The organism is Stenotrophomonas sp. T8 (assembly GCF_051853085.1).
GTDB classification, from domain to species: Bacteria; Pseudomonadota; Gammaproteobacteria; order Xanthomonadales; family Xanthomonadaceae; genus Stenotrophomonas; species Stenotrophomonas sepilia.
Map to the genome: position 1 here is coordinate 4,095,565 of NZ_CP195329.1, position 23,510 is coordinate 4,119,074.

Sequence of the window (23,510 nt, forward strand, 5' to 3'; positions counted from 1 at the left end):
CATGCTCGCTCTGTACGGAAAGCCCACCTCCATCAACGTGCGCAAGGTGCTGTGGCTGTGCGCCGGCCTCGACCTGCCACTCCAACACGAGCCAGAACCACCGGCGGACCTGCTGGCCACGTTGAATCCGAACCGGCAGGTGCCGGTCCTGCGCGATGGCGGCTTCGTGCTGTGGGAATCGAACAGCATCTGCCGCTACCTGGCCGTACGTGCTGGCCGTGATGACCTGCTGCCCGGCACGGCGCAGGGCCGCGCCCGGGTCGAGCAGTGGATGGACTGGCAGGCCAGCGACCTCAACAGCGCCTGGCGGCACGTGTTCATGGCGCGCGTGCGGCGGCACCCGGACTACCCGGACGATGCCCGCGCCGAGGCCAGCCTGGCGCAGTGGAACCACTTGATGGGCGTACTCGACACACAATTGGCCGGTGGCCACTGCCACGTGACGGGCAACGCCTTCACCCTGGCCGACATCGTGCTCGGGCTATCGGCCCAGCGCTGGCGCAGCACGCCCGGCAACAAGCCCGTGCTGCCACACCTCTCGGCGTGGTTCGAACGGCTGCGCGAGCAGCCCGGTTTCGCCACCCACGTCGACAACGGCGTGGCCTGAGGGGAAGTGCCGGCCGCTGTTAGCAGGTGTCGACCTGGGTCGACACGGTGGATCCATGCCATTCGTGGATGAATCTCTGTAGAGCCGAGCCCATGCTCGGCTGAGCGGCGTGCGCTGACGGCAGCCGAGCGTGGGCTCGGCTCTACAGGAAAAACCGGGCCTTACCAGCCTTCCAGCACGATCTTGCCCTTGGCGCGCTGGCTTTCCAGCAGCGCGTGGGCGCGCCGCAGGTTGGCCGCGTCGATGCGCCCGAAGTGCTCGCCCAGGGTGGTCTGCAGCACGCCCGTGTCGATCAGCTCGGCCACACGGTTCAACAGGTCGTGCTGGCGCTGCATGTCGGCGGTGCGGTACAGCGGCCGGGTGAACATCGACTCCCAATGCAGTGACAGCGCCTTGCGCTTGAGCGCCATCACGTCCACCTGGCCCGGGTCATCGATCAGCCCCAGTTGGCCCTGCGGTGCCAGCAGTTCCACGATCTGCGCGTAGTACTGGTCGGAGTGGGTCAGGCTGGCGACATGCTGCACCTCGCTGATGCCGAGCCGCGCCAGTCCCTCGGCCAGCGGCAGGCTGTGGTCGATCACGTGGTGTGCCCCCATTGCGTACGTCCAGTCCTGGGTATCCGGGCGCGAGGCGGTGCCGATCACGGTCAGCCTGGTCAGCTTCCGTGCCAGCTGCACCAGGATCGAACCGACACCACCGGCAGCACCGATCACCAGCAGGGTCTGGCCTTCGCCACCACCCTCCGGGATGCGCAGGCGGTCGAACAGCAGCTCCCAGGCGGTGATTGCAGTCAGTGGCAACGCTGCGGCGGCGGCATCGTCGAGACTGGCCGGCTTGCGCCCGACGCTGCGCTCATCCACCAGCTGGTACTGCGCATTGCTGCCCGGGCGGTCGATGACGCCGGCGTAGTAGACCGCGTCGCCGGGCTGGAACAGGGTCACCTCGCTGCCCACCGCATCAACAATGCCGACCGCATCCCAGCCCAGCACGCGCGGGCCATCGGTGGCCACGCCGCGGCGGACCTTGGTGTCGACCGGGTTCACCGCCACCGCGCGTACCGCCACCCGCAGGTCACGCGGGCCGGGCTGCGGCAGTTCCAGTTCAATATCGATCAGGGCCTGGGCATCATCGATCGGCAGGCCGGCTTGGGTGTAGGCAATGGCGCGCATGGCAGCGGTCCAGTGGGGAAGGAGGCGACAGGTTGCGCCGCACGCGGCCCCTCGGAAAGGCGCAGAATCGGGCAGCACTTTCACTCTGGCGATGAAGATGATCCGCTTCGACGATCTGCAGCTGTTCGTCCGTACTGCCGCACTGGGCAGCTTCTCGCAGGCGGCCCGCGAAGCCGACCTGCTGCCGGGGCAGGTTGCTGCGGCGGTGGCGCGGCTGGAACGCGAGCTGGACCTGCGCCTGTTCGTGCGCACCACGCGCAGCCTGCGCCTGACCGGCGAGGGGGCGCTGTACCTGCCGTATGCGCAGGAGGTGCTGGCCACCCTGCGCGAGGGCCAGGCGCGCGTGCAGGGCGAAGACACCGAACTGCACGGCACCCTGCAGCTGTCGGCGCCGTCGGACTTCGGTCGAAATCTGCTGCTGCCCTGGCTGAGCGCCTTTCGCGCCGCGCACCCCCGGCTGCGCCTGCACCTGCGCCTGTCCGACGAAGTGGCCGACGTGTTCCGCGACCCGGTCGACGTGGCCATCCGCATCGGCCACTTCGACGACGCCAACTACGTCGCCCTGCCCCTGCTGGAAGGCAATCGGCGCGTACTCGCGGCGTCACCCGACTATCTGCAGCGGCGCGGCACGCCCACCCGCCTGGAAGATCTGCGCGAGCATGATTGCCTGGTCTACCAGCTCAGTGGCCGCGCCTATGATCGCTGGTCGTTCGAGGTCGACGGGCGCCGCAGCGTGATTCCGGTGCGCGGCCCGCTGGTCTGCGATGACGCCGATGTGGTGCGGCGCTGGGCGGTGGCCGGCGAAGGCATCACCTACAAATCCTGGCTGGACCTGCGCGAGGATGTGCTCGCAGGGCGCCTGCAGCTGCTGCTCGACGGCATCGGCAGCCACATACCGTTGCAGCTGGTCTGCCCGCACCGCAAACAGTTCTCGCCGGCGGTGCGGCAGCTGCACGCGCAGCTGCGCCAGCACCTGCAACCTCTGCTGTCTGGCATGCCCGAGGGTCCTGCCGGCCCCCTGTCGCCAGTCCCGGCGCTGGCCGACAATGGCGGCCCCCCGTAAGAGAGAACGCCGCCATGCCGTGGATGGGCATCCAGGACCTTTGGACGTTTCTGGTCGCCGTGCTGGTGTTTCTCGCCCTGCCCGGCCCCGGTACCTTCACCCTGCTGACCGCCACCGGCCGTGGTGGCGTGCGCGGCGGTTACACCGCACTGGCCGGCCTGCTGGTCGGCGACCAGATCCTGATGTGGCTCGCGCTGGCCGGCGTGGCCGCGCTGCTCAAGGCCAACCCGCTGGTGTTCCACGCCGTGCAGTACCTGGGTGCGGCCTACCTGGTGTGGGTCGGCATCAGCCTGCTGCGCACACCGAAACACGAGGGTGGTGACGCCGGCCCGATCCGCATGCAGCCGGGCCGCTACTTCCAGCAGGCGATCCTGGTCAGCCTGCTCAACCCGAAGGCGATCCTGTTTTACATGGCCTTCCTGCCGTTGTTCATCGATCCCAAGGCACACCAGGGCATCGCCACCTTCGCGGCACTGGCCGGGATCATCCTGGTGGTCAGCATCGCCTACTGCTCGATGCTGATCGGTGTGGGCAACCTGGCCCGTCGCCGGTTGATCCAGCACCCGCGGATCAGCGACGCGCTGCGCCGCGTGGCCGGCCTGTTCCTGGTGGGGTTTGGCATCCGGTTGGGGCTGAACGGATGAACGGGCGGCTGCCGCTGCTCGGCCTGGCCCTGCTGTTCGCCGGCACCGCCTCTGGCGCCACCGTACAGGACCATCGTTGCCTGACCGGCGGTCGCAACGGCAGCATCCACCTGGAATGGCGCTGGCTGGAGGACGGACAGTCCGACGTGCGCTACGCCGGCCAGCGCAAGCGCCTGCCCCTGCGCCGGATCTCGATGGAAACCACGGTGCTGGCCGAAGATCGCCCGTACCAGTTTGACAGCGTCTGGGAAGAGCGCATCGATGGCCGCCTCAACGGCCGCTACCTGTTGAGCACTCAGGGCGCGCTGGTGCTGGATCTGCGTTACGAACGCGCCCGCGACGGCCACAGCACAACCTTCCACGACGACCCCGAAGCTTGGCAGGAGGATGGCTGCCATTGGCCGCGATCACCCTGACCCTCGGTTTGCCCTGCCAGCTGGACGATCGTAGGACGAGTTCGATTTGTTGCTCAGATTGTGCTGATTTCGTCATCATTGACGGCGTTCAGCCTCCATCAGTGACGCATCCAACCCGGGTATGACCCCCGTCAGTGGTAATGCTGCGCTGCGTTCGGTCACACTCGGGAACTTGTCGTTCTTAGTCACCCCTTCCGAGGCCTGCATGTCCCTGTTCCGGCGCAAGTCCCTAGATTCCGTCACCGTCCACGAAGCCGGCAGGCGCCTGGTTCCGACGCTCAGCTGGCCGCACCTGATCGCGCTGGGCATCGGTGCCATCGTCGGTACCGGCATCTACACGCTGATCGGCGTGGGTGCAAACCTGGCCGGCCCGGCCGTGCTGATCTCCTTCGCCATCGCCGGTGCGGTCTGCGCCTGCGCGGCGCTGTCCTACGCCGAGCTGTCGACGATGATGCCGGCCGCCGGCAGCGCCTACACCTACAGCTACAGTGCGCTGGGCGAGGTGTTCGCCTGGGTGGTGGGCTGGAGCCTGATCCTGGAGTACTCGCTGGTGGTGAGCACGGTGGCGGTGGGCTGGTCCGGCTACTTCGTCGGCTTCCTCGAATGGGTCCACACCCAGTTCGGCTGGAACGTACACCTGCCGGCCTGGCTGGCCGCCGGCCCGCATGTGGAAGGCGGAATGATCAACCTGCCGGCGATCATCATCACCTGGCTGGTGGCCGGCATGCTGATGGCCGGCACCAAGGAGAGCGCCACCCTCAATGCCATCCTGGTGGTGTTCAAGCTGATCGCGCTGGCCATCTTCGTCGCCGTAGCCCTGCCCGCCTTCGACAGCGCCAACCTGCAGCCGTTCATGCCGTACGGCTTTGCCAAGTCGATGGGCCCCGATGGCGTCGAGCACGGCGTGATGGCGGCGGCAGCGATCATCTTCTTCGCCTTCTACGGCTTCGATGCAATCTCCACCGCCGCCGAGGAGACCAAGAACCCGGGCCGCGACCTGTCGATCGGCATCATCGGTTCGATGATCGGCTGCACCATCGTCTACGTGCTGGTGGCGCTGGCGGCCGTCGGTGCGATGAGCTACGCGGTGTTCGGCCACAGCGCCGAGCCGCTGGCGCTGATCATGCGCCAGCTGGGCCATCCGACCGCGGCAATGGTGATCGGCGTGATCGCGATCATCGCCCTGCCGACCGTGCTGCTGGCCTTCCTGTACGGCCAGAGCCGCATCTTCTTCGTGATGAGCCGCGATGGCCTGCTGCCGCGTGGCCTGTCCAAGGTCAACGCACATACCGGCACGCCGGTGGCGACCACGTTGTTCACTGCGGTCGTGGTGTCGGCGCTGGCCGGCGTGGCGCGCCTGGACGAGATCGCCGCACTGGCCAACGCCGGTACCCTTGCCGCGTTCACTGCGGTGGGTGTCTGCCTGGTGGTGCTGCGCCTGCGCGAGCCGAACCGCGAGCGCACCTTCCGCACGCCGCTGGCTTTCGTGGTCGGCCCGCTGGCTGCACTGGGCTGCATCTACCTGTTCATCAGCCTGCCGCACACCACTCAGCTGTACTTCCTGCTGTGGAACGTGGCCGGCCTGGTGTTGTACTTCCTGTACAGCCGCCGCCACGCACTGATCGCGAAGTAACCGGCTCGCCGGTAGTGCCGGCCGCTGGCCGGCACCTCGCATCCTGTCGATACGAGCAATGCCGGCCAGCGGCCGGCACTACCGCAGGGCGCTTCAACCGCCCTGCTTTGCGGCGTAATCCTGCGCCTGGCGCATCACCCGCAGCAGGTTGCCGCCCCAGATGCCGGCAATCTGCTTCTCGGTATAGCCCTTGCGCAGCAGCCACGCGGTGATCTTCGGCAGCTGGCTGACATCGGGCAGGTCACTCAGTCCGCCACCACCATCCCAGTCCAGGCCGATGCCCACATGTTCCGGGCCGACCACCGTGAGGATGTGCTCGAAGTGGGCGAAGAAGTCGTCCAGGCTGGCGTGGCGCACCGGGTGCTCGTGGTCCAGCGCCTGCTCGGCCTTCAGCAGCGCAACACCCTGCTCGATGCCCATGCCTTCCCAGCCGCCCAGCTGCTTGCTCAGCGCTTCCTCGGCCTGCTTGCGCTCGGGTGTCTTCGCCGTATCGATCAGGTAGCCGCCATAGGCGTTCACCTGGATCACGCCACCGGCCTTGGCCAGTTTGCGCAGGCGCGCATCGTCGAGATTGCGCGGATGGTCATAGACCGCCTTGGCCGAGCTGTGCGACAGCACGAACGGCACCGGCATCATTGCCAGCAGGTCGTCGAACACCGCGTCCGAGGCGTGCGACTGGTCGATCACGATGCCCAGCTTCACCGCCTCCCGCACCAGCTCCTTGCCGGCCGGGCTAAGTCCTTTCCATTCCGCGCCCTTGGGATCGGTGGCCGAATCGGCGAACTCGTTGTTGGCGAAGTGCACGGTGCTGAGCAGGCGCAGGCCGGCGCGGTGATAGAACGACAGCAGGCTGGGGTCGGCCACCAGCGGGCTGGCGTTTTCCATGCTGATGTAGACCACGCGCTTGCCGGCAGCCTTGATCCGCGCTGCGTCATCGGCGGTCAGTGCCAGCGCGAAGCGCTCGGGATTGGCCGCCAGCATCTCGCGGATCTGCATCAATCGCTGCAGCCCATGGTCACGCTCGGCCAGATGCGCGGCGGCGCTGCGGTCGCCCTGATCGGTGTAGATCGCCCAGAAGCCGCCGTCCAGCGCGCCTTCGACCATGCGCGGGTAGTCGACCTGCGAAAGGGCGTTGCGGTCGTGGCGTTGCTCGATGTCGAAACCGCTGCGACCAAAGTTGGCCGGCGTATCCAGGTGGCTGTCGAGGGTGACCAGGCGCTGCTGCAGCGCCTTGGCGCGGGCCAGCTCCTGCGCGCTGAACTCGATGGCGTGGACGGACAGCGGCGCGCACAGCGCCAGGGCGAGCACGACGGACAGGTGGCGCAACGAAGGCATGGGCTCTCACCGGCATGGGGAAGAGCCCGACCATAGCGCCGTGGCCGCGCATTGGGTAGCGCCGGGCCACGCCCCCTGAACAGCGGGGCGCCGTTTTCACGAACGCATCGCAATGCGCGGAAAGCTGACCGCCGGGCAGTGGACATGATTCATGCCCGGCGAACGCAGAAGCCGACCGTCAATCCACCACGCGGCAGAACACGGCCTTGAGGTAACGCGATTCCTGCACGTGGGCCATGAACGGATGGTCCGGACCAGCGCCGGCCACCTTCAGGATCTGGATCGTGCGGCCGGAGAAATAGGCCGCACGGCGCAGCATGTCGAGGAACTGGTCCTCGGCCACCAGGCCGGTGCAGGAGAAGGTGGCGAACAGGCCGCCCGGCTTGACCACGCCCAGCGCCAGCTTGTTCATGTCCAGGTACTTCTTCAGCGCGGTGATGACCTGGTCGCGGTCGCGGGTCATCTTCGCCGGGTCCAGGATCACCACGTCGTACTGCTCGCCACGGTTGGCGGCGTCGCGCAGCCACGGGAAGATGTCGGACTGGATGAACTTCGGACGCACGTTGTTCAGGCGCGAATTGCCCTTGGCGATCTGGATCACGTCCTCGTCGATGTCGATGCCGATCACTTCCGAAGCACCACGCGCCGCCGCGTACACGGCAAAACCGCCGGTGTTGCAGCACAGGTCGAGCACGCTCTTGCCTTCCACCTGCTGGCTCAGCCACTCGCGGTTCTCGCGCTGGTCGGCGAAGAAACCGGTCTTGTGCGCACCGGCCGGGTCGGCGCGGAACTTGATGCCGTACTCGGTGATCACCGACGCTTCGGTGGTGGTGTTGCCGTGGAAGTCGAAGCTTTCCTGCTTCTGCACGTGCTCGTCGGCGAAGCTGTGGAAGCGGCAGCCGGGGAACTGCTCGCGCAGCGCATCGTAGATCCATTCGCGGTGGCGGAACATGCCGGCGGCGAAGAACTCGACCACCACGAGGTCGCCGTAGCGGTCCACCACCAGGCCGGACAGGCCGTCGCCTTCACTGTGCACGACGCGCCAGGCATCGGACACCGTATCGAGCTTCAGCACCTCACGGCGCAGCGACACTGCCTGGGCGATCTTGCGCGAGAACCAGCCGGCATCCACCGGTACGTTCTGGTCGGTTTCAAGGATGCGCACGGCAATGCGCGAGTGCCCGTTGTAGAACCCGCGGCCAATGAACTCGCCATCGATGCCGACCACGTCGACGATGGAACCGGGCTTGGGCCGGACGGTCGGCTTCTCGACCAGTTTCTGGAAGATCCACGGGTGGCTGGAGCGCCACGCATTCTTGAGGCGGACAATCGGAAGGGGGGTATTCATCCACCCATTGTAAACCGGGCGCCGGGGTCGGATCCCCGCAGGGGCTCTGACCCCGGCAAACCGGCATTTGACGGCGGCGGGGCCAGACGGCAGAATCGGCGCCAGAAGGGGAGTAGCTCCCAGACGTTGTCGCCGTCATTTCGAGCCCGCAGGCTCCGGTGCAACGGTAGTTCCGGCCGACTGGAACTGCGAGCGAGACCTTCGCCGTACTGGCGAAGCTCTGTCCCTGGATCCCCTCCCGATCCTCCGTTGCAGATCCTCGCCGTCCGGCCTGGCATTCATCTTTCCAACGGACATTCCCAATGCAGACGATCGGTAACGTGTGGTTGTGGGGCGGCTTCGCAGCGGTGGTGGTCATCGCCCTGCTGGTCGACCTCGTGTTGATGCGCCATGGTGGACCGCACAAGGTCACCTTCAAGGAGGCCCTGTGGTGGTCCATCGGCTGGGTCGCGCTGGCCCTGCTGTTCAACGCCGGCCTCTGGTACTACCTGAATGAGACCGCCGGCCAGGTCGTGGCCAACAAGGTCGGCCTCGAGTTCCTGACCGGCTACCTGGTCGAGAAGGCGCTGGCGGTCGACAACATCTTTGTCTTCCTGATGATCATGAGCTACTTCGCGGTGCCGGAAGAGCAGCGCCAGAAGGTGCTGATCATCGGCATCCTGGGTGCGATCGTGCTGCGTACGATCATGATCTTCGCCGGTAGCGTGCTGATCAGCCAGTTCCATTGGCTGCTCTACGTGTTCGGCGCCTTCCTGCTGTTCACCGGCTGGAAGATGTGGTTCGCCGCCGGCCAGGAGCCGGACCTGGAGACCAATCCGGCCCTGCGCTGGATGCGCAAGCACCTGCGCCTGCTGCCGGACTACGCCGGCAACGCGCTGAGCGTGAAGCGTGATGGCGTGCGCTGGTTCACCCCGCTGTTCGCGGTGCTGATCCTGATTGCGGTCACCGACGTGATCTTCGCCGTGGACAGCATCCCGGCAATCTTCGCGATCACCACCGACCCGTTCATCGTGCTCACCTCCAACGTGTTCGCGGTGCTGGGCCTGCGCGCGATGTTCTTCCTGCTGGCCGGCATGGCCGACCGCTTCCACCTGCTGCCGTACGGCCTGGCGCTGGTACTGGGCTTCATCGGCATCAAGATGATGATCATCGATCTGTTCAAGATCCCGACCCCGGTCTCGCTGGGCGTGGTCGCGGTGATCATCGCCGCCACCGTGGTGCTGAGCCTGAAGTACCCGCCGAAGGAAGGCGAAGGCCAGGCCTGAGCCTGACCCGTTGAACGGTGCGGCCGGTGGGATTGTCCCGCCGGCCGCCTCCACTCTCCCGTTACGGTGGCCTTGGTTTCGCGCCAGTCACCGCCATTGCTGAGGTATGGACAACAACGCGCCCCTGCCCGCCGACGACGTGCCGGCCCCCCGCAATGATCGCTCGCGCATCCTGCGGGCGTTCAATGTCAGCCTGGCCGCCGTGCTGGTGCTGGTGGCCGTGTTCGCCCTGCAGGGCACGTTCGACTGGCGACCGTGGGCGGTCGCACCGCTGGAAGCCAAGGGCCTGCTCGGCCTGATCGGCGGCCCGATGCTGCATGCCTCGGTCGAGCACATCGCCGCCAACAGCATCGCGATCCTGATCCTCGGCACCCTCGCCGGCAGCGTGTATCCGAAGGCCACCGTACGTGCGCTGCCCCTGCTGTGGCTGGGTTCGGGCCTCGGCGCATGGATGCTGGGCAATCCGGGCAGCGTGCACCTGGGTGCCAGTGGCGTGACCCACGGCCTGATGTTCCTGCTGGCCAGCCTCGGCCTGCTGCGCCGCGACCGTGCGGCGATCGCCACCGGTCTGATCGGCATGCTGTTCTACGGCGGCATGCTGATGACCATCCTGCCGCACGCCGATGGTGTGTCCTGGCAGTCGCACATGGGCGGCGCCTTCGCCGGCATCATCGCCGCGCTGCTGTTCCGCAACGCCGACCCACTGCCGCCGCGCCAGCGCTACAGCTGGGAAGACGAAGAAGACGAGGCTGAGCCGCTGTCCGACGACGAACTGGAGCCGCCGTCACCGCAGCGCGTGCCGGTACTGTGGCAGCCGCGCGAGGGCCAGGACTACGTGGTGATCCCGTTCCGCCGCCCGGACGAACCGCGCGGTTGAGGTGAGGGTGGTACCGGCCGCTGGCCGGCAACCTCATGAACCTTCGTTGGCAGTCCTTGCGTTGCCGGCCAGCGGCCGGCACTACCAGGAGAATCAGTTCCCTGCCGCGCCCATCCCATCCACCGCCTGCCGGCCGAGCGCCGGGTCATCGGTGAAGAACGCATCGATGCCCGTCGCCAGGTAAGCCCGCATCTCGGCAATCGATCCCTCGGCATTGCGCGCGCTGTCGGCACCCTTGCGCAGGTTGCTGGGCTGGAAGTGGTTTTCCGGGCGGAAGGTGTACGGAATCACCATCAGGCCAGCGGCGTGCGCGTCACGTACCAGCGAGGTCGGCGTGCCCAGCGCCCCCTTGGCATCCAGTGGAATGATCGAACGCAGCTCGGGGCCGATACCATCGGCGTAGCCGGCAATGTCCTTCAGGCCGGCCGGGGTCATCATCTGCGCATAGGTCAGCGCGCCGCCGGCCTTGACGATGTCGGCCGGCTGGGTATCGCCCTTCCACAGCAGCTGCAGCAGCCGGATGTTGCTGCCCTGGCCGATCCTGCCGCGCAGGTAGCGCAGGTTGGCGGTCTCGAACGACTGGATGGTGACCGGCCCGACATTGGTGTACGCGTTGCCACGCAACGCAGCCAGCAACTTGTCCTCCATCGGCAGGCCGATGGACTGGAAGTAGGTCGGGTGCTTGATCTCCGGCACCAGGCCGATGCCGCGGTTGGCACGCCCGGCCTGCTGCACCAGGAAGGCCAGGATCTCGTCCAGGCTGGCGATGCGGAACTGGCCGTCGTAGGCAGTACTGCGCAGCTCCGGCAGGCGCTCACGCGCGTACAGGGTCTTCAGCTCGGCCAGGGTGAAGTCTTCGGTGAACCAGCCGTCGACCTTCTGACCGTCGATCACCTTGCTCGTGCGGCGGCTGGCGAACTCCGGATGCGAGGCGACGTCGGTGGTCCCGCCGATCTCGTTCTCGTGGCGGGCCACCATCACCCCGTCCCTGGTCATCACCAGGTCCGGTTCGATGTAGTCGGCGCCATCGGCGATCGCCTGCGCGTACGACGCCAGGGTGTGCTCGGGCAGCAGTGCGCTTGCGCCGCGATGACCATAGACCGACACCTTGGGTGCGGCCGGGGCGGAGGATTCAGCACTCATGGCCACCGATGGTGCCACGGCCAGCGACAACAGCAACGCACAACCCCACGACTTCACTGCGACTTCCCCCAAGCGGTATGTGATGGCTGTCAGTATGCGGCGGCAATATGACAGGTGGGGGAAGGGGGGGGGAGCGGATGCCGGCAGGGGCTCCGATCTGACCGCCGCCACTCTTCAAACAATTCTGATTGAAGCGCTGTAAGGCCCGCGACTAGCCTCGAATGACCAAAAGCGGGTTGTCAGGGGCAGATCATGGAACAACCGATGTACATGCCGATCCTCAAATGGCGACAGGGTGAGTATCTCGCGGTGGGTCGTACCAACGAAGGAATCAAGGATGGGATCTATCCTCTGTTCGAGATCCCTATCGAGCAGTGGGACTTCGAGAACGATGCGCCGGCCAAGTCACTCGATGACCACCTGAAGAATGTGGGCAGACGTCTGAGCAGTAACTGGAAGTCGCGCCGCTGCCTGTTTGATTCGCCCTATCTTGCTGGGGACGACACCATGGCGGACGGCCAGCATCATCTGGAGCGGATCTTCGACCTCATTCGCACCGCGGGATGCCAGGCCATTCCCGTTACCGGCATTGACCGGCACGTCGATTACCAACAGGCGGTGGCACGCATTGTCGCACGCGATGATCGTGGCTGCGGATTGCGGCTCGTACCGGATGATCTTGAAGGAGGACGCCTTGCTCGGATCTCCGGGCTGCTGAGACTGTTGGGAGTGGTATCTGGTCAGGTGGATCTGATCCTCGACAGCTCGGCCGACGTCGCCGACTCACCCACGCTGCAGGCATCGACTTGGCAGGCATGGATTGCGGCGGTTCCGGATCTGGCCGACTGGAGATCAATCACCATCGTAGGAGGCAGTTTTCCTGCCAGTCTGAGCCCCTCTTCGAGCTATCGCCCACATGGCGATGTGAATCGCCGGGAATGGCGCGCGTACACGCGGCTAGCCGGCATGCATTCTGGACGGATGCCGTGGTTTGGTGACTATGGCTGCGCTTCCCCGCAGACGGAACTGATGGATCCGCGCCTGTTCGACCCCAACGCCAAGATCAAGTACACGATCGATGATCAGTGGCGGATTGTTGTGGGTACCCAGATCAAGCGCAATGGCCGCGACCAGTACCGTGATCTGTGCAGGCACCTGGTCTCCGATCTGCCGGTGGTCTTCATGGGGCGCGGCTACAGCTGGGGCGATGCGTACATCGAAGACTGCGCAAACAGTGTCACCAGTACCGGGGGAAGCTCGACCTGGCCAACGGTGGCGACCAACCACCATATGACTAAGGTTGTTCGCGACCTCGCCAGTCTGACCGGCGCTTCAACTGTTCCCTGACCAGCGCACGGATTTCCGCAAGACTGTAGAGCTCCGACAGACGTTCACATAGCGCTGCGCGGTTGCCGCGCAGCGCTGATCTTTCCGGCGTCCGCCTGCCGATCAGAGCAGAAATTTCATCGCGCCAGAGCAGTGCTGCGACGGCCGTCGCGCTCACTGATGGATTGAGTTTTGCAGGCCGCACTAGTTCTAGCCTCACTGCGTTGCGCGCTCCACGTGATGCCAGCCTGATCCCCCACCAAGCAGGCAACGTCTCCAATGCATGGTCCAGGTGGCGCTGACCCACCACGATCGTCGCCTTGTCGAGGACATCGGAGTAGAACTGCTGCTGCAACGGGAGTCTCCGCAGCGTGTCGACATCACTCTTGATCTCGTAGCCGTGCAGGTGGCCATTGATGACACATACATCGACACGGCAGGCGCCGCGCGCAAGCCCCATTTCCTCCACCACAAGCGTGTTTGGATTTGCGACATGCTCAGCAATGACCTTGCCCAGCAGAGCTGATCGCACGTCACTGTCGGTAATCGGGTTCATGGCGGGATGATATCAAGGAGGTGTCGCGCACAGGTTTGAAACCCATTGCCGCCAGTCATGGGCAAGCTAGACGATCAGAGCGTCTTCGGGGATGTGACCCCGTGTTACTTGCCGATGCAGAAACTGGAGAAGATCCTTCCCAGCAGAGCATCGGCACTCATCTGCCCGGTGATCTCGCCCAGTGCGTCATGGGCCAGCCGCAGTTCCTCGGCGGCCAGTTCCAGGTGCTCATTCGCCAGCTCGCCATCGGCGCGCTGCGCGTGTTCCTGCGCTCGCTCGATGGCATGCACATGGCGCGTGCGCGCGGAGAACTCGCCGTCCACCTGCTCCCCTGCCCCGCCCGAGGCAATCGAACGCAGGCGCGCATGCAGGTCGTCCAGCCCGGCGCCGGTGGCTGCCGAAACGAACACGCGGTCCGGGTCGTCCAGCGCCGGCAGCACACCGAGCAGGTCCGACTTGTTGTGGATGTAGATCTTGTGCGGCACCGCTGCCACGGCATCACCCAGCGCCGCCTGCCCGGCCGCCGGATCGCGCGCATCCAGCACGATCAGCGCCAGGTCGGTGCGCTCGATTTCCACGTGCGCGCGGCGCATGCCTTCGCGTTCGATGGCATCGCCGCCGTCGCGCAGGCCGGCGGTGTCGACCAGGGTCAGCTCCAGGCCATCCAGGCGGATGGTCTCGCGCAGCGTGTCGCGGGTGGTGCCGGCGATGTCGGTAACGATGGCGCGTTCGCTGCCGGCCAGGGCGTTCAGCAGTGAGCTCTTGCCGGCATTCGGCGGACCGATCAGCACGGCATGCAGGCCATCGCGCAGGCGGCGGCCACGTTCGGCGTCGCGGCGCAGCAGGGCGAGATCACTGCGCGCCTGTTCCAGGCCACGCCGCACCTGCGCGCCACCGAGGGTATCCAGCGGTTCGTCGGCGAAGTCGATGGCCGCTTCCACGTGGATGCGCAGCAGCACCAGTTGCTCGATCACGGCGTCGATGCGCCGCGAGAACACACCATCCAGCGAACGTCGCGCGGCGCGTGCGGCGCGGTTGTCGCCGGCCGCGATCAGGTCGGCGATGGCCTCGGCCTGGGCCAGGTCGAGCTTGCCGTTGAGGAACGCGCGTTCGCTGAACTCGCCCGGCCGCGCCTGGCGCGCACCGAGCGCGATGCAGCGCGCGACCAGTTGCTGCAGCAGGACCGGACTGCCGTGGCCCTGCAGTTCCACCACCTCTTCGCCGGTGAAGCTGTTCGGTGCCGGGAACCACAGCACGATGCCATCGTCGATGACCTCGCCATCGGCGTCGCGCAGGCGTGCGTAGTGCGCATGGCGCGGGCGCAGTTCAGGCGCACCCAACGCGTTGGCGATGGCCGCGGCGCGCGGACCGGACAGGCGCAGCAGGCCGACACCGCCAGCGCCCGGAGCGCTGGCAATGGCCACGATGGTGTCGGTGCGGATCGTGTCGTTCATGGTTCAGAGTTTCTCCAGCTGCGCGCGTGCCTGCGCGGCACCACTGCCCTGCGGCTGCAGCGCCAGGTAGGTCGTGTAGGCCCGCTTCGCCTTGGCCTTGTCGCCGGCGTTGAAGTAGGCATCGCCCAGGTTGAGATAGGCCACCGCACGCGACGGATCGATCTTCAGCGTGTTCTCCAGCCAGCGCGCCGCTTCGACGTAGCGCTGCTGGCGGTAGTAGACGAAGCCGAGGTTGTTGGCGGCCTGGGCGAAGTCCGGACGCAGCTTCAGTGCCTCGGTGAACTGGGCTACCGCTTCGTCGTACTGCTTCTCGCGGTACAGCTGCAGGCCGCGGTCGTTGGCCTGCTGCGCGCGCTGGCGGTCGGACGCCGGGCCGGCGGAGGGCACTACCAGCTTGGCCTTGCCGCCCTGCAGGTCAGCCACCGTCACCGGTGCCTGGCTGCCCTTGGCCTCGCTGGCGGCATCCACCTTGTTGTTCAGCGCGATCGCATCGGCGGTCAGCTGGCGCGTATCGGCATTGAGGAATTCCTGGCTGTCCGGCACCTGGAACACGAACTCGCCGCCCTGCGAACCCGGCAGGCTGCCGAAGGCCGGGGTCTGGTGCGAAACGGCTGAGACGGCCGGCGCCACGTAGGCGGCCAGCTCGGTACCGGTGATCAGGCCATCGCCGTTGAGATCGCCCTTGCCAGCCAGCGCCTGCAGCAGCACCCAGGTGAATACCGAGTGGCCATTCGGGCCGGCATCGGCCACCTGCTGGTCGGCACCACCGGCGGTCAGCATCTGCCGCGCGCTGCGACGCGCGTTCTCGCGCAGGAACGACGACGACGGCGGGCCGCCACGGGTCAGGCCCAGGCCGCTGTAGCAGGCATCCATCACGAACATCACATGCTTGGCCTGCATGCTTTCTGCAATGTTCTGGATGTCGGTCATCGCAATCGCGTCGGTGGCGAATTCCTTCGGATCCGAATCGACCGGGATGATGTAGCCGAGGTCGCGCCCGGAGGCGAGCTGGCGGGTCGCGCCATGGCCAGCGAAGAATACGAACACGCGGTCGTTCTTCCCGGTGCGGTCATCGGCCAGGCGGTCGTGGAACGCGGCCAGGATGTTGTTGCGGGTGGCCTGCTCGTTCTTCAGCACGATCACCTGCGAGGACGGGAAGCCGAACTGCCCGGTGAGGGTATCGGCCACCGCCTGCGCGTCATGGCTGGCGTATTCCAGCTTCGGCCATTTGGCGTAGTTGTCGATGCCGACCACGATCGCCCACGACTTCTCGTAGCCGGTGGTGACGGTCGCGGCACCGGTATCGCCCTTGCGCACACGGGCGACAGTGAAGTCGCGGCCGTTCCAGCCGGCGAACTGGTAGCCATCGGCGATCAGCCGGTCGAGGATCTGCGGCAGTGCCTTCACTGCACGATCGTGGATATCGTGGAACAGGATGATGCCGCGCTGTTCCTTGTTCACCTGGTCCAGCACGCGCTGCACGATCGACTCTGGCACCGGGTCGGCCCAGTCCATCGAGTCGATGTTCCACATGATCGACTTCAGCCCGGCCTCGTTGAGCAGCTGCAGGCCTTCGGCATTGCGCGCACCATACGGGAAGCGGAACAGCGGCGCGCGCTTGCTGTCGACATCCTTCAGCAGCGTGTCGGTGTCCAGCACCTGCTGGCGCAGGGCGTCGCCGGTGGTGCGCGACAGCTGGGCGTGGGTCAGGCTGTGGTTGCCCACCGCATAGCCTTCTTCCATCAGGTTGCGGCTGATCTTCGCCATCGGGCCGAGGCTGACCTTGCCATCGGCCTCGACCTTGCCCAGGTTGCGGCCCACCTCGAAGAACACGCCCGGCACGTCGTAGCGCTTGAGGATGGCCACCACTTCATCGGTGTAGGCCTTGTGCGGGCCATCGTCGAAGGTCAGCACCACCGTCTTGGCCGGCAGGTCGCGGCCGAAGATCTCACGGTCGCTGTCCTTCATCGACATCGGATACGGCTCGATCACCCCGTAGTCGCGCAGGATCGCTTCACGGCTGTAGTCCTTGTGCAGGTGGGCGATGTAGTCGTCCCACTTCTCGCGCTTCAGTTCGATGGCGCGGGTGCGCTCGAAGCGGCTGAAGATTCGGGTCAGTTCCTGGTTGTAGTTGCGCTCGATCTCATCGAGCGCTTCCAGATCCTCACCGATGCGCTGGTGCAGCTTCACCGCCGGGAGCGAGGAATCGGTGCCGACCCGCTCATGCAGGTCACGCAGCACTTCACGGAAGGCCAGGCGATCGGCGTCGAACAGTTCGGGCGCAGACTCGATGTAGTCCAGCACCGTGCCGAGGGTGGCAAAGCGCTGCGGGCTGGAATCGCGCAGCAGGGTGTCGAACAGCGCGGCGATGGTCGTGCGCTGTTCCAGGCCATCATGGAACAGCTGCTGGCCCACACGCGTGGAGGTGCCGCGGTCGGCGGTCGACTGCTGCTCCTCGTCGGCCAGCAGCACGATGATCCGGCGGTAGCCATCGAGTTGCTTCTGCAGCGCGGCCATCAACGGCGCGGCGGCCGGATCGGCAGCGGCGGCGGCCTGCGCGCTGGGCTGGGTGACCGTGCTCGCCGGCACCTTCGCGTCCTTGTCGCCACAGCCCGCTACGGCCAGGGTCAACAGCAGCGAGGGCAGGAACAGGCGGAACGACGACGCACGCATGGCGGACTCGAAGATGGGAGGAACGGTATGCAGGCGATTCTAACGCCGCATGCGAAAAGCCCGCCTTGCGGCGGGCTTCTACTGGGGTCGGCCGGCCAGTGGCCGGCTCTGCCGATTACTTCTTCTTGACCGGGGCCGGAGCGGTGGTGGCCGGGACCGGCTCGCCGCCATGGCGCTTGGTCATCCACCACTGCTGCAGCAGGCCCAGGCCGCCGTTGACCACCCAGTACAGGACCAGGCCGGACGGCATGAAGGCCATCATGACGCCGAACACCAGCGGCATGAACTGCATCATCTTCTGCTGCATCGGGTCCATGCCCGGTGCCGGGGTCAGCTTCTGGGTGAACCACATCACCGCCACGTTGATCACCGGCAGGATGAAGTACGGGTCGCGTGCAGTGAGGTCCTGGATCCAGCCGAACCAGGGCGCCTGGCGCAGTTCGACCGATTCCACCAGCACCCAGTACAGAGCGAAGAAGATCGGCATCTGGATGAGGATCGGCAGGCAGCCGCCCATCGGATTGATCTTTTCCTTCTTGTACAGCTCCATCATCGCGGTCTGGAACTTCTGGCGGTCATCGCCATAGCGTTCCTTCAGCTGCGCGATGCGCGGCTGGAAGCGACGCATCTTGGCACCGCTCTTGTACTGGGTCGCCGACAGCGGGTACAGCACCAGCTTCAGCAGCACCACCAGGCCGACGATCGCCCAGCCCCAGTTGCCGACCAGCTTGTGCACCTGGTTCAGCACCCAGAACAGGCCCTGGCCGATCACCGCCATCATCGAGAAGCGGCTGTAGTCGACCACGCGGTCCAGGCCCGGCACGTCTTCCTTGGCAATCAGGTTGACCAGCTTCGGGCCGACCCACAGGCGGGCTTCGGTGCTGGTGGACTGGCCCGGGGCCACGGTGAAGGCCGGGCCACGCGCTTCGATCAGGTCACGACCGGCCACCTGCGACAGTACGTAGTGTGCGGTCTGGTCCTTCTGCGGGATCCAGGCGGTGAAGAAGTGGTGCTGCAGCATCGCCAGCCAGCCGCCGGTGATGTTCTGGTTGAGCGTGCCGTCTTCCAGGTAGTCCTTGAACGCACGACGCTGGTACTTCTTGTCGTTGTCGTACCAGGTGGCACCGTTGAAGCTGAAGGAGTCCGGGTTGGTCATGCTCCGCGACAGGATGGTCGGGGTGCGGTCCAGGGTGCGGTAGACGTAGCCGTTCCACGGCGCGGCGCCGGCATTGCTGACTTCGTCCTTGAAGCGCACGGCATACTCGTTGCGCGAGACGGTCAGGGTGCGCTTGATGGTCACGCCGTTGTCGGCGGTCCACACGAACGGGATCTGCAGCTCGTTCTGGCCCTTGGCCAGCACGAAGTCCTTGGTGTCACCGACCAGCTTGAAGCCGTCGGCGCCGGGAACCGGGGTGTTCTTGTCTTCGCTGGCCCAGCCACTGATCGCGCTGTACGGATGCGCGGGGTCTTCGGTCAGCAGGCGAACCGGCGGGCTGCCTTCGTCCTTGGTCTGCGGGAACTGCAGCAGCTCGGCGTCGAGCACGCGGCCACCATCAAGCACCAGGCGCAGCACGTCGGTGGTGACGGTCACGCGCTGGCTGGCCGGGGTGGCACTGGCCTGCGCCTGCACAGCGGCCTGGCCCGGGGCGCCCGGGACCTGTGCACTGGGAATGCTGCCCGAGGCAGCGCCCGGAACACTCTGTGCGGCAGCCGGGGCCGACGTGGTCGTCGGTGGCGGGGTCGGAGCAGCCTTTTCACGGCTCCACTCCATCCACAGCAGCACGGCCACCATCAGCCAGGCAAAAATGAGGAATACGCGGGTCTGGTTCATCAGCGGACAGGCTCGGCGGGGCCGGGACGCGATGCCGGCTCGGTCAAAGAAGGAGTTGCGATGCCATCAGGCGGCGGCATTGTGCCGTCCACGCCCGGCGCGGGCAATGCACGCAGGCGACGCAGCAGGCGCAGGAAGGCCTGGCGGATCTCGTCGTTGCTGGCGGAACGCGCAGCACTACGGGCCACGACGACGAAGTCGCCTGGCTGGATATCGGTACGTGTCTGACGCAGGATGTCGCGCAGGACGCGCTTGATCCGGTTACGCCCAACGGCGTTCGGATCGACCTTGCGGGAAACCGCCAGACCCAGCCTGGCCGGCCGGTCAGCCGGCAGCCAGTGCAGGGTCATCAGCGGATCGGACACACGGCGGGCGCCGTTGAAGACCGTTGAGTATTCGGCACGCGTGCGAACCCGCGCAGAGCGAGGGAATCGCTTGCGCGGGTCTGCAGTATTCACTGTCGAAGGGATTGCGTCTGCCGCAGGGTGCGGCATGGCAATCAGGCGCTCAGGACTTTGCGGCCCTTGGCGCGGCGACGCGACAGGATCTTGCGGCCGTCAGCGGTCTTCATACGGGCACGGAAGCCGTGGTCGCGCTTACGCTTGAGGTTGCTGGGCTGGTAGGTGCGCTTCGTGGCCATTGGGGGCCTCTCGTATGAATGGGACGGAAAGAACCGGAAATTCTAGAGAGGTCTCCCCCCTCACGTCAACCCCTGAGGACTACGCGAATTCACCGGGCTGTGCAATAGCTGTGGATGTTTTTGTGAATAAGTAGGGGACAAGCATTCCGAAGGCGGGCGCTCGGTGGTAGTCTGAGCCATCCATTTCCCCCCTTTCCGGCCTGTGTTTGGGCGCCTTGTCGCGTCCATGCCCCGGCCACCGGACGATTATTGCTGATGGATGCCTGGTCCCGTAGTCTCGAGCGCCTCGAAGCGGAGTTCCCGCCGGAAGACGTTCATACCTGGTTGAAGCCGCTGCAGGCCGATCTGCGCGTGGACAGCCTGGTGCTGTATGCACCGAATGCCTTCATCGTCGACCAGGTCCGCGAGCTGTACCTGGCCCGGATCCGCGAACTGCTGGCTCACTTCGCCGGTTTCAGCGACGTTTTTCTTGAAATCGGCTCGCGCCCGCGCCCCGTGGAGGCGCAGAACGCGCCGGTTTCCACGTCGTCGGCGCCTGTGTCCAGCGAACCGCAGGTGCCGTTTGCCGGCAATCTGGACAATCACTACACCTTCGCCAACTTCGTCGAAGGGCGCAGCAACCAGCTGGGCCTGGCCGCTGCCTTCCAGGCAGCGCAGAAGCCGGGCGACCGGGCCCACAACCCGCTGCTGCTGTACGGAGGCACCGGCCTGGGCAAGACCCACCTGATGTTCGCCGCCGGCAACGCGATGCGCCAGGCCAATCCAGGCGCGAAGGTGCTGTACCTGCGTTCGGAACAGTTCTTCAGCGCCATGATCCGGGCCCTGCAGGAAAAGACCATGGATCAGTTCAAGCGCCAGTTCCAGCAGGTGGACGCGCTGTTGATCGATGACATCCAGTTCTTCGCCGGCAAGGACCGCACGCAGGAAGAGTTCTTCCACACCTTCAACGCGTTGTTCGATGGCAAGCAGCAGATCATCCTGACCTGTGACCGCTATCCGCGCGAGGTCGAAGGCCTGGAAGCGCGCCTGAAGTCGCGGCTTGCCTGGGGCCTGTCGGTCGCGATCGAACCGCCGGACTTCGAGACCCGCGCCGCGATCGTGCTGGCCAAGGCGCGCGAACGCGGTGCCGAGATTCCCGATGATGTTGCGTTCCTGATCGCCAAGAAGATGCGCTCCAACGTGCGCGACCTCGAGGGCGCGCTCAATACCCTGACCGCCCGCGCCAACTTCACCGGCCGCGCGATCACCACCGAATTCGCCCAGGAAACCCTGCGCGACCTGCTGCGCGCCCAGCAACAGGCGATCAGCATTCCCAACATCCAGAAAACCGTTGCCGACTACTACGGCCTGCAGATCAAGGATCTGCTGTCGAAGCGTCGGACCCGCTCGCTCGCTCGCCCCCGTCAGGTCGCCATGGCCCTGACCAAGGAACTGACCGAGCACAGCCTGCCCGAGATCGGCGACGCCTTTGCCGGTCGCGATCACACCACGGTGCTGCATGCCTGCCGCCAGATCCGGACCCTGATGGAAACCGACGGCAAGCTCCGCGAAGACTGGGACAAGCTGATCCGGAAGCTGAGCGAATGATGCACGGATGCCGATGAGGCGTCATCGCACAAAACGGTGCAGAATCCGGTAGCAAGCGCGGGACACGTTGTGGATAAAAATGGCGTCTGAAATCCCGTCGAATTTATCCACAGCTTTCCCCACCCCTTGGGGGTCGGTAATACAGAGGGTTTCGATGTCTGAAACTCCTTAATTTACAAAGACTTAGCATTGTTTTCCAGCGATTCTGTCTCTACCAGCACCACCAAGCTTTTGATTTATTCCACATTTTTTAAAGCATAGGGGCACGGAACCACATGCGTTTCACACTGCAGCGCGAAGCCTTTCTCAAGCCGTTGGCACAGGTCGTCAACGTGGTCGAACGCCGCCAGACCCTTCCGGTTCTGGCCAATTTCCTGGTCCAGGTGCAGAACGGCCAGCTGTCGCTGACCGGTACCGACCTGGAAGTGGAGATGGTGTCGCGGATCGCGGTTGAAGATGCCCAGGACGGTGAAACCACCATTCCCGCCCGCAAGCTGTTCGAGATCATCCGCGCCCTGCCCGATGGCAGCCGGATCACCGTCTCGCAGACCGGAGACAAGATCACCGTGCAGGCCGGTCGTAGCCGCTTCACCTTGGCAACCCTGCCCTCCAATGACTTCCCGTCGGTTGACGAAGTGGAAGCCACTGAGCGAGTGGCCATCTGCGAAGCGACCCTGAAGGAGCTCATCGAGCGCACCGCGTTCGCGATGGCGCAGCAGGACGTGCGGTATTACCTCAATGGCCTGCTGTTCGATCTGCGCGGTGACGCCCTGCGTACCGTTGCCACCGACGGCCACCGCCTGGCGCTGTGTGAAACCGACCTGGCCAAGCCTAGCGGTTCCAAGCGCCAGATCATCGTGCCGCGCAAGGGCGTGACCGAGCTGCAGCGCCTGCTGGAAAGCGGTGATCGCGAGATCGAGCTGGAAGTCGGCCGCAGCCACGTCCGCGTCAAGCGCGACGATGTCACCTTCACCTCCAAGCTGATCGACGGCCGCTTCCCGGATTACGAAGCGGTGATTCCGATCGGTGCCGACCGTGAAGTGAAGGTTGATCGTGAAGCGCTGCGCGCCTCGCTGCAGCGCGCTGCGATCCTGTCCAACGAGAAGTACCGCGGCATCCGCGTGGAAGTGTCGCCGGGCAACCTGAAGATCAGCGCGCACAACCCGGAGCAGGAGGAAGCCCAGGAAGAGATCGAAGCCGATACCACGGTCAGCGATCTCGCCATCGGCTTCAACGTGAACTACCTGCTGGATGCCCTCTCCGCCCTGCGCGATGAGGAAGTCATCATCCAGCTGCGCGACTCCAACTCCTCGGCGCTGGTGCGTGAGTCCAGCAGCGAGAAGTCGCGCCACGTGGTCATGCCGCTGCGTCTCTGACATCAGCCCGGTTCCACGTGGAACATAACGACGCCCGGGAAGCTCCCGGGCGTTTTTTTTTTGCACGTTCCACGTGGATCATCGGTCCGACCCTTTCCAGCGTGTATTTCGGACGGAACGCATCTTGCTTGATGGACCCGGCTGCGTGCGCTTTGCTTCCCAGGCCCAACTGCCGACGGGACGTTGAGTCGATGCCAGGGACTGCTTCCGAATCAAGTTTGATCGGGGCCGGTACCTGGAGTCTCAACGCAGTTGCTATGGGCCTGGCCTGGTCGGATGCCGAAGCGCATCCACGCTGCGGCGCCAGTGCTCGCTGTTTCTGAAATCCTCTCTGTCCACAGGACTCATTCGGCGCAGATCGAGCCAAGCCTAGCTTCTAAATCTGGGTATAAATCTAAAGCATGGTGGTGATGGTAGAGCCAGATTTCGTGGAGAAATGTGTTATCTACATGATTTAAAAGGAATTTATGCGGGTGAAACCCCCTGTATAGAGGCGCCTCAGGCTGGGGGGGAACCTGTGGATAGTTTCCAGACCCAAGCAAAAGGGCTTTTTTATCCACAGATTGC

Annotated in this window: 20 protein-coding genes; 10 read left to right on the forward strand and 10 right to left on the reverse strand. The window is 65.4% G+C overall.

The window, feature by feature from the left end; all coding sequences use genetic code 11:
* The first annotated feature begins 1 nt into the window (after window position 1).
* Window positions 2-607 (forward strand): glutathione S-transferase family protein, encoded by a 606-nt coding sequence (locus tag ACSDHM_RS18925; protein WP_072168761.1) that lies wholly within the window; start codon window positions 2-4, stop codon window positions 605-607.
* A 161-nt stretch (window positions 608-768) separates the two neighbouring features.
* On the opposite strand, the gene ACSDHM_RS18930 is transcribed toward ACSDHM_RS18925, so the two are convergent.
* Window positions 769-1,776, reverse strand: coding sequence for a zinc-binding alcohol dehydrogenase family protein (locus ACSDHM_RS18930; protein WP_065186609.1), 1,008 nt, complete (start codon window positions 1,774-1,776; stop codon window positions 769-771).
* 91 nt (window positions 1,777-1,867) lie between these two features.
* On the opposite strand from ACSDHM_RS18930, the gene ACSDHM_RS18935 reads away from it, so the two are divergent.
* The 4 genes from ACSDHM_RS18935 (at window position 1,868) to ACSDHM_RS18950 (ending at window position 5,532) form a co-directional block, all read left to right on the forward strand.
* A complete protein-coding gene (locus ACSDHM_RS18935; RefSeq protein ID WP_080376955.1) occupies window positions 1,868-2,839 on the forward strand; it encodes a LysR family transcriptional regulator in 972 nt (323 codons plus the stop codon).
* 14 nt (window positions 2,840-2,853) lie between these two features.
* A complete protein-coding gene (gene leuE / locus ACSDHM_RS18940) occupies window positions 2,854-3,483 on the forward strand; it encodes a leucine efflux protein LeuE (protein ID WP_005411716.1) in 630 nt (209 codons plus the stop codon).
* Window positions 3,480-3,899: a hypothetical protein gene (locus tag ACSDHM_RS18945; protein ID WP_088496511.1), complete on the forward strand. Its 420-nt coding sequence runs from the start codon at window positions 3,480-3,482 to the stop codon at window positions 3,897-3,899. The genes leuE and ACSDHM_RS18945 overlap by 4 nt, the downstream gene beginning before the upstream one ends.
* Before the next feature lie 205 nt (window positions 3,900-4,104).
* Window positions 4,105-5,532, forward strand: coding sequence for an amino acid permease (locus tag ACSDHM_RS18950; RefSeq protein WP_439426494.1), 1,428 nt, complete (start codon window positions 4,105-4,107; stop codon window positions 5,530-5,532).
* 93 nt (window positions 5,533-5,625) lie between these two features.
* Here ACSDHM_RS18950 and ACSDHM_RS18955 read toward each other — a convergent pair whose 3' ends face one another.
* Window positions 5,626-6,867 carry a dipeptidase gene (locus ACSDHM_RS18955; protein ID WP_439426495.1) on the reverse strand — a complete coding sequence of 414 codons (1,242 nt, stop codon included), beginning with the start codon at window positions 6,865-6,867 and terminating at the stop codon, window positions 5,626-5,628.
* Between the two features lie 178 nt (window positions 6,868-7,045).
* On the reverse strand, window positions 7,046-8,215 hold the full coding sequence (locus tag ACSDHM_RS18960; protein WP_072168763.1) for a class I SAM-dependent rRNA methyltransferase: 1,170 nt from the start codon (window positions 8,213-8,215) through the stop codon (window positions 7,046-7,048).
* 302 nt (window positions 8,216-8,517) lie between these two features.
* Between ACSDHM_RS18960 and ACSDHM_RS18965 the strand changes: the two genes are divergently transcribed.
* Window positions 8,518-9,480, forward strand: coding sequence for a TerC family protein (locus tag ACSDHM_RS18965; RefSeq protein ID WP_010487446.1), 963 nt, complete (start codon window positions 8,518-8,520; stop codon window positions 9,478-9,480).
* 106 nt (window positions 9,481-9,586) lie between these two features.
* Entirely contained in the window at window positions 9,587-10,357 is a 771-nt protein-coding gene (locus tag ACSDHM_RS18970) for a rhomboid family intramembrane serine protease (RefSeq protein WP_065179045.1), read from the forward strand.
* Between the two features lie 93 nt (window positions 10,358-10,450).
* Here the strand turns inward: ACSDHM_RS18970 and ACSDHM_RS18975 are convergent, their stop codons facing one another.
* Window positions 10,451-11,557, reverse strand: a complete 1,107-nt coding sequence (locus ACSDHM_RS18975; RefSeq protein ID WP_072168764.1) for a glycerophosphodiester phosphodiesterase — start codon at window positions 11,555-11,557, stop codon at window positions 10,451-10,453.
* A 207-nt stretch (window positions 11,558-11,764) separates the two neighbouring features.
* Between ACSDHM_RS18975 and ACSDHM_RS18980 the strand changes: the two genes are divergently transcribed.
* Window positions 11,765-12,847 carry a beta family protein gene (locus ACSDHM_RS18980; RefSeq protein ID WP_072168765.1) on the forward strand — a complete coding sequence of 361 codons (1,083 nt, stop codon included), beginning with the start codon at window positions 11,765-11,767 and terminating at the stop codon, window positions 12,845-12,847.
* Here ACSDHM_RS18980 and ACSDHM_RS18985 read toward each other — a convergent pair.
* The 6 genes from ACSDHM_RS18985 to rpmH all read right to left on the reverse strand — a co-directional run bounded on the left by ACSDHM_RS18985 (window position 12,795) and on the right by rpmH (window position 19,980).
* Window positions 12,795-13,382, reverse strand: a complete 588-nt coding sequence (locus ACSDHM_RS18985; RefSeq protein ID WP_072168766.1) for a sce7726 family protein — start codon at window positions 13,380-13,382, stop codon at window positions 12,795-12,797. The genes ACSDHM_RS18980 and ACSDHM_RS18985 overlap by 53 nt on opposite strands.
* Window positions 13,383-13,486: 104 nt before the next feature.
* A complete protein-coding gene (mnmE, locus tag ACSDHM_RS18990; protein ID WP_439426496.1) occupies window positions 13,487-14,836 on the reverse strand; it encodes a tRNA uridine-5-carboxymethylaminomethyl(34) synthesis GTPase MnmE in 1,350 nt (449 codons plus the stop codon).
* A gap of 3 nt (window positions 14,837-14,839) precedes the next feature.
* A complete protein-coding gene (locus ACSDHM_RS18995; RefSeq protein ID WP_438914991.1) occupies window positions 14,840-17,509 on the reverse strand; it encodes a polysaccharide deacetylase family protein in 2,670 nt (889 codons plus the stop codon).
* A gap of 115 nt (window positions 17,510-17,624) precedes the next feature.
* Window positions 17,625-19,340, reverse strand: a complete 1,716-nt coding sequence (yidC, locus tag ACSDHM_RS19000; RefSeq protein ID WP_072168769.1) for a membrane protein insertase YidC — start codon at window positions 19,338-19,340, stop codon at window positions 17,625-17,627.
* Window positions 19,340-19,834, reverse strand: a complete 495-nt coding sequence (gene rnpA / locus ACSDHM_RS19005; RefSeq protein ID WP_072168770.1) for a ribonuclease P protein component — start codon at window positions 19,832-19,834, stop codon at window positions 19,340-19,342. Before rnpA ends, yidC begins: the two co-directional genes overlap by 1 nt.
* 5 nt (window positions 19,835-19,839) lie before the next feature.
* Window positions 19,840-19,980 (reverse strand): 50S ribosomal protein L34, encoded by a 141-nt coding sequence (gene rpmH, locus ACSDHM_RS19010; protein WP_005411729.1) that lies wholly within the window; start codon window positions 19,978-19,980, stop codon window positions 19,840-19,842.
* Between the two features lie 255 nt (window positions 19,981-20,235).
* Between rpmH and dnaA the strand changes: the two genes are divergently transcribed.
* Window positions 20,236-21,567, forward strand: coding sequence for a chromosomal replication initiator protein DnaA (dnaA, locus tag ACSDHM_RS19015; protein ID WP_049417185.1), 1,332 nt, complete (start codon window positions 20,236-20,238; stop codon window positions 21,565-21,567).
* 275 nt (window positions 21,568-21,842) lie between these two features.
* The gene (gene dnaN, locus ACSDHM_RS19020) at window positions 21,843-22,943 is read left to right on the forward strand and encodes a DNA polymerase III subunit beta (protein ID WP_439426497.1); all 1,101 of its coding nucleotides are present in this window, start codon (window positions 21,843-21,845) and stop codon (window positions 22,941-22,943) included.
* Window positions 22,944-23,510: the final 567 nt, after the last annotated feature.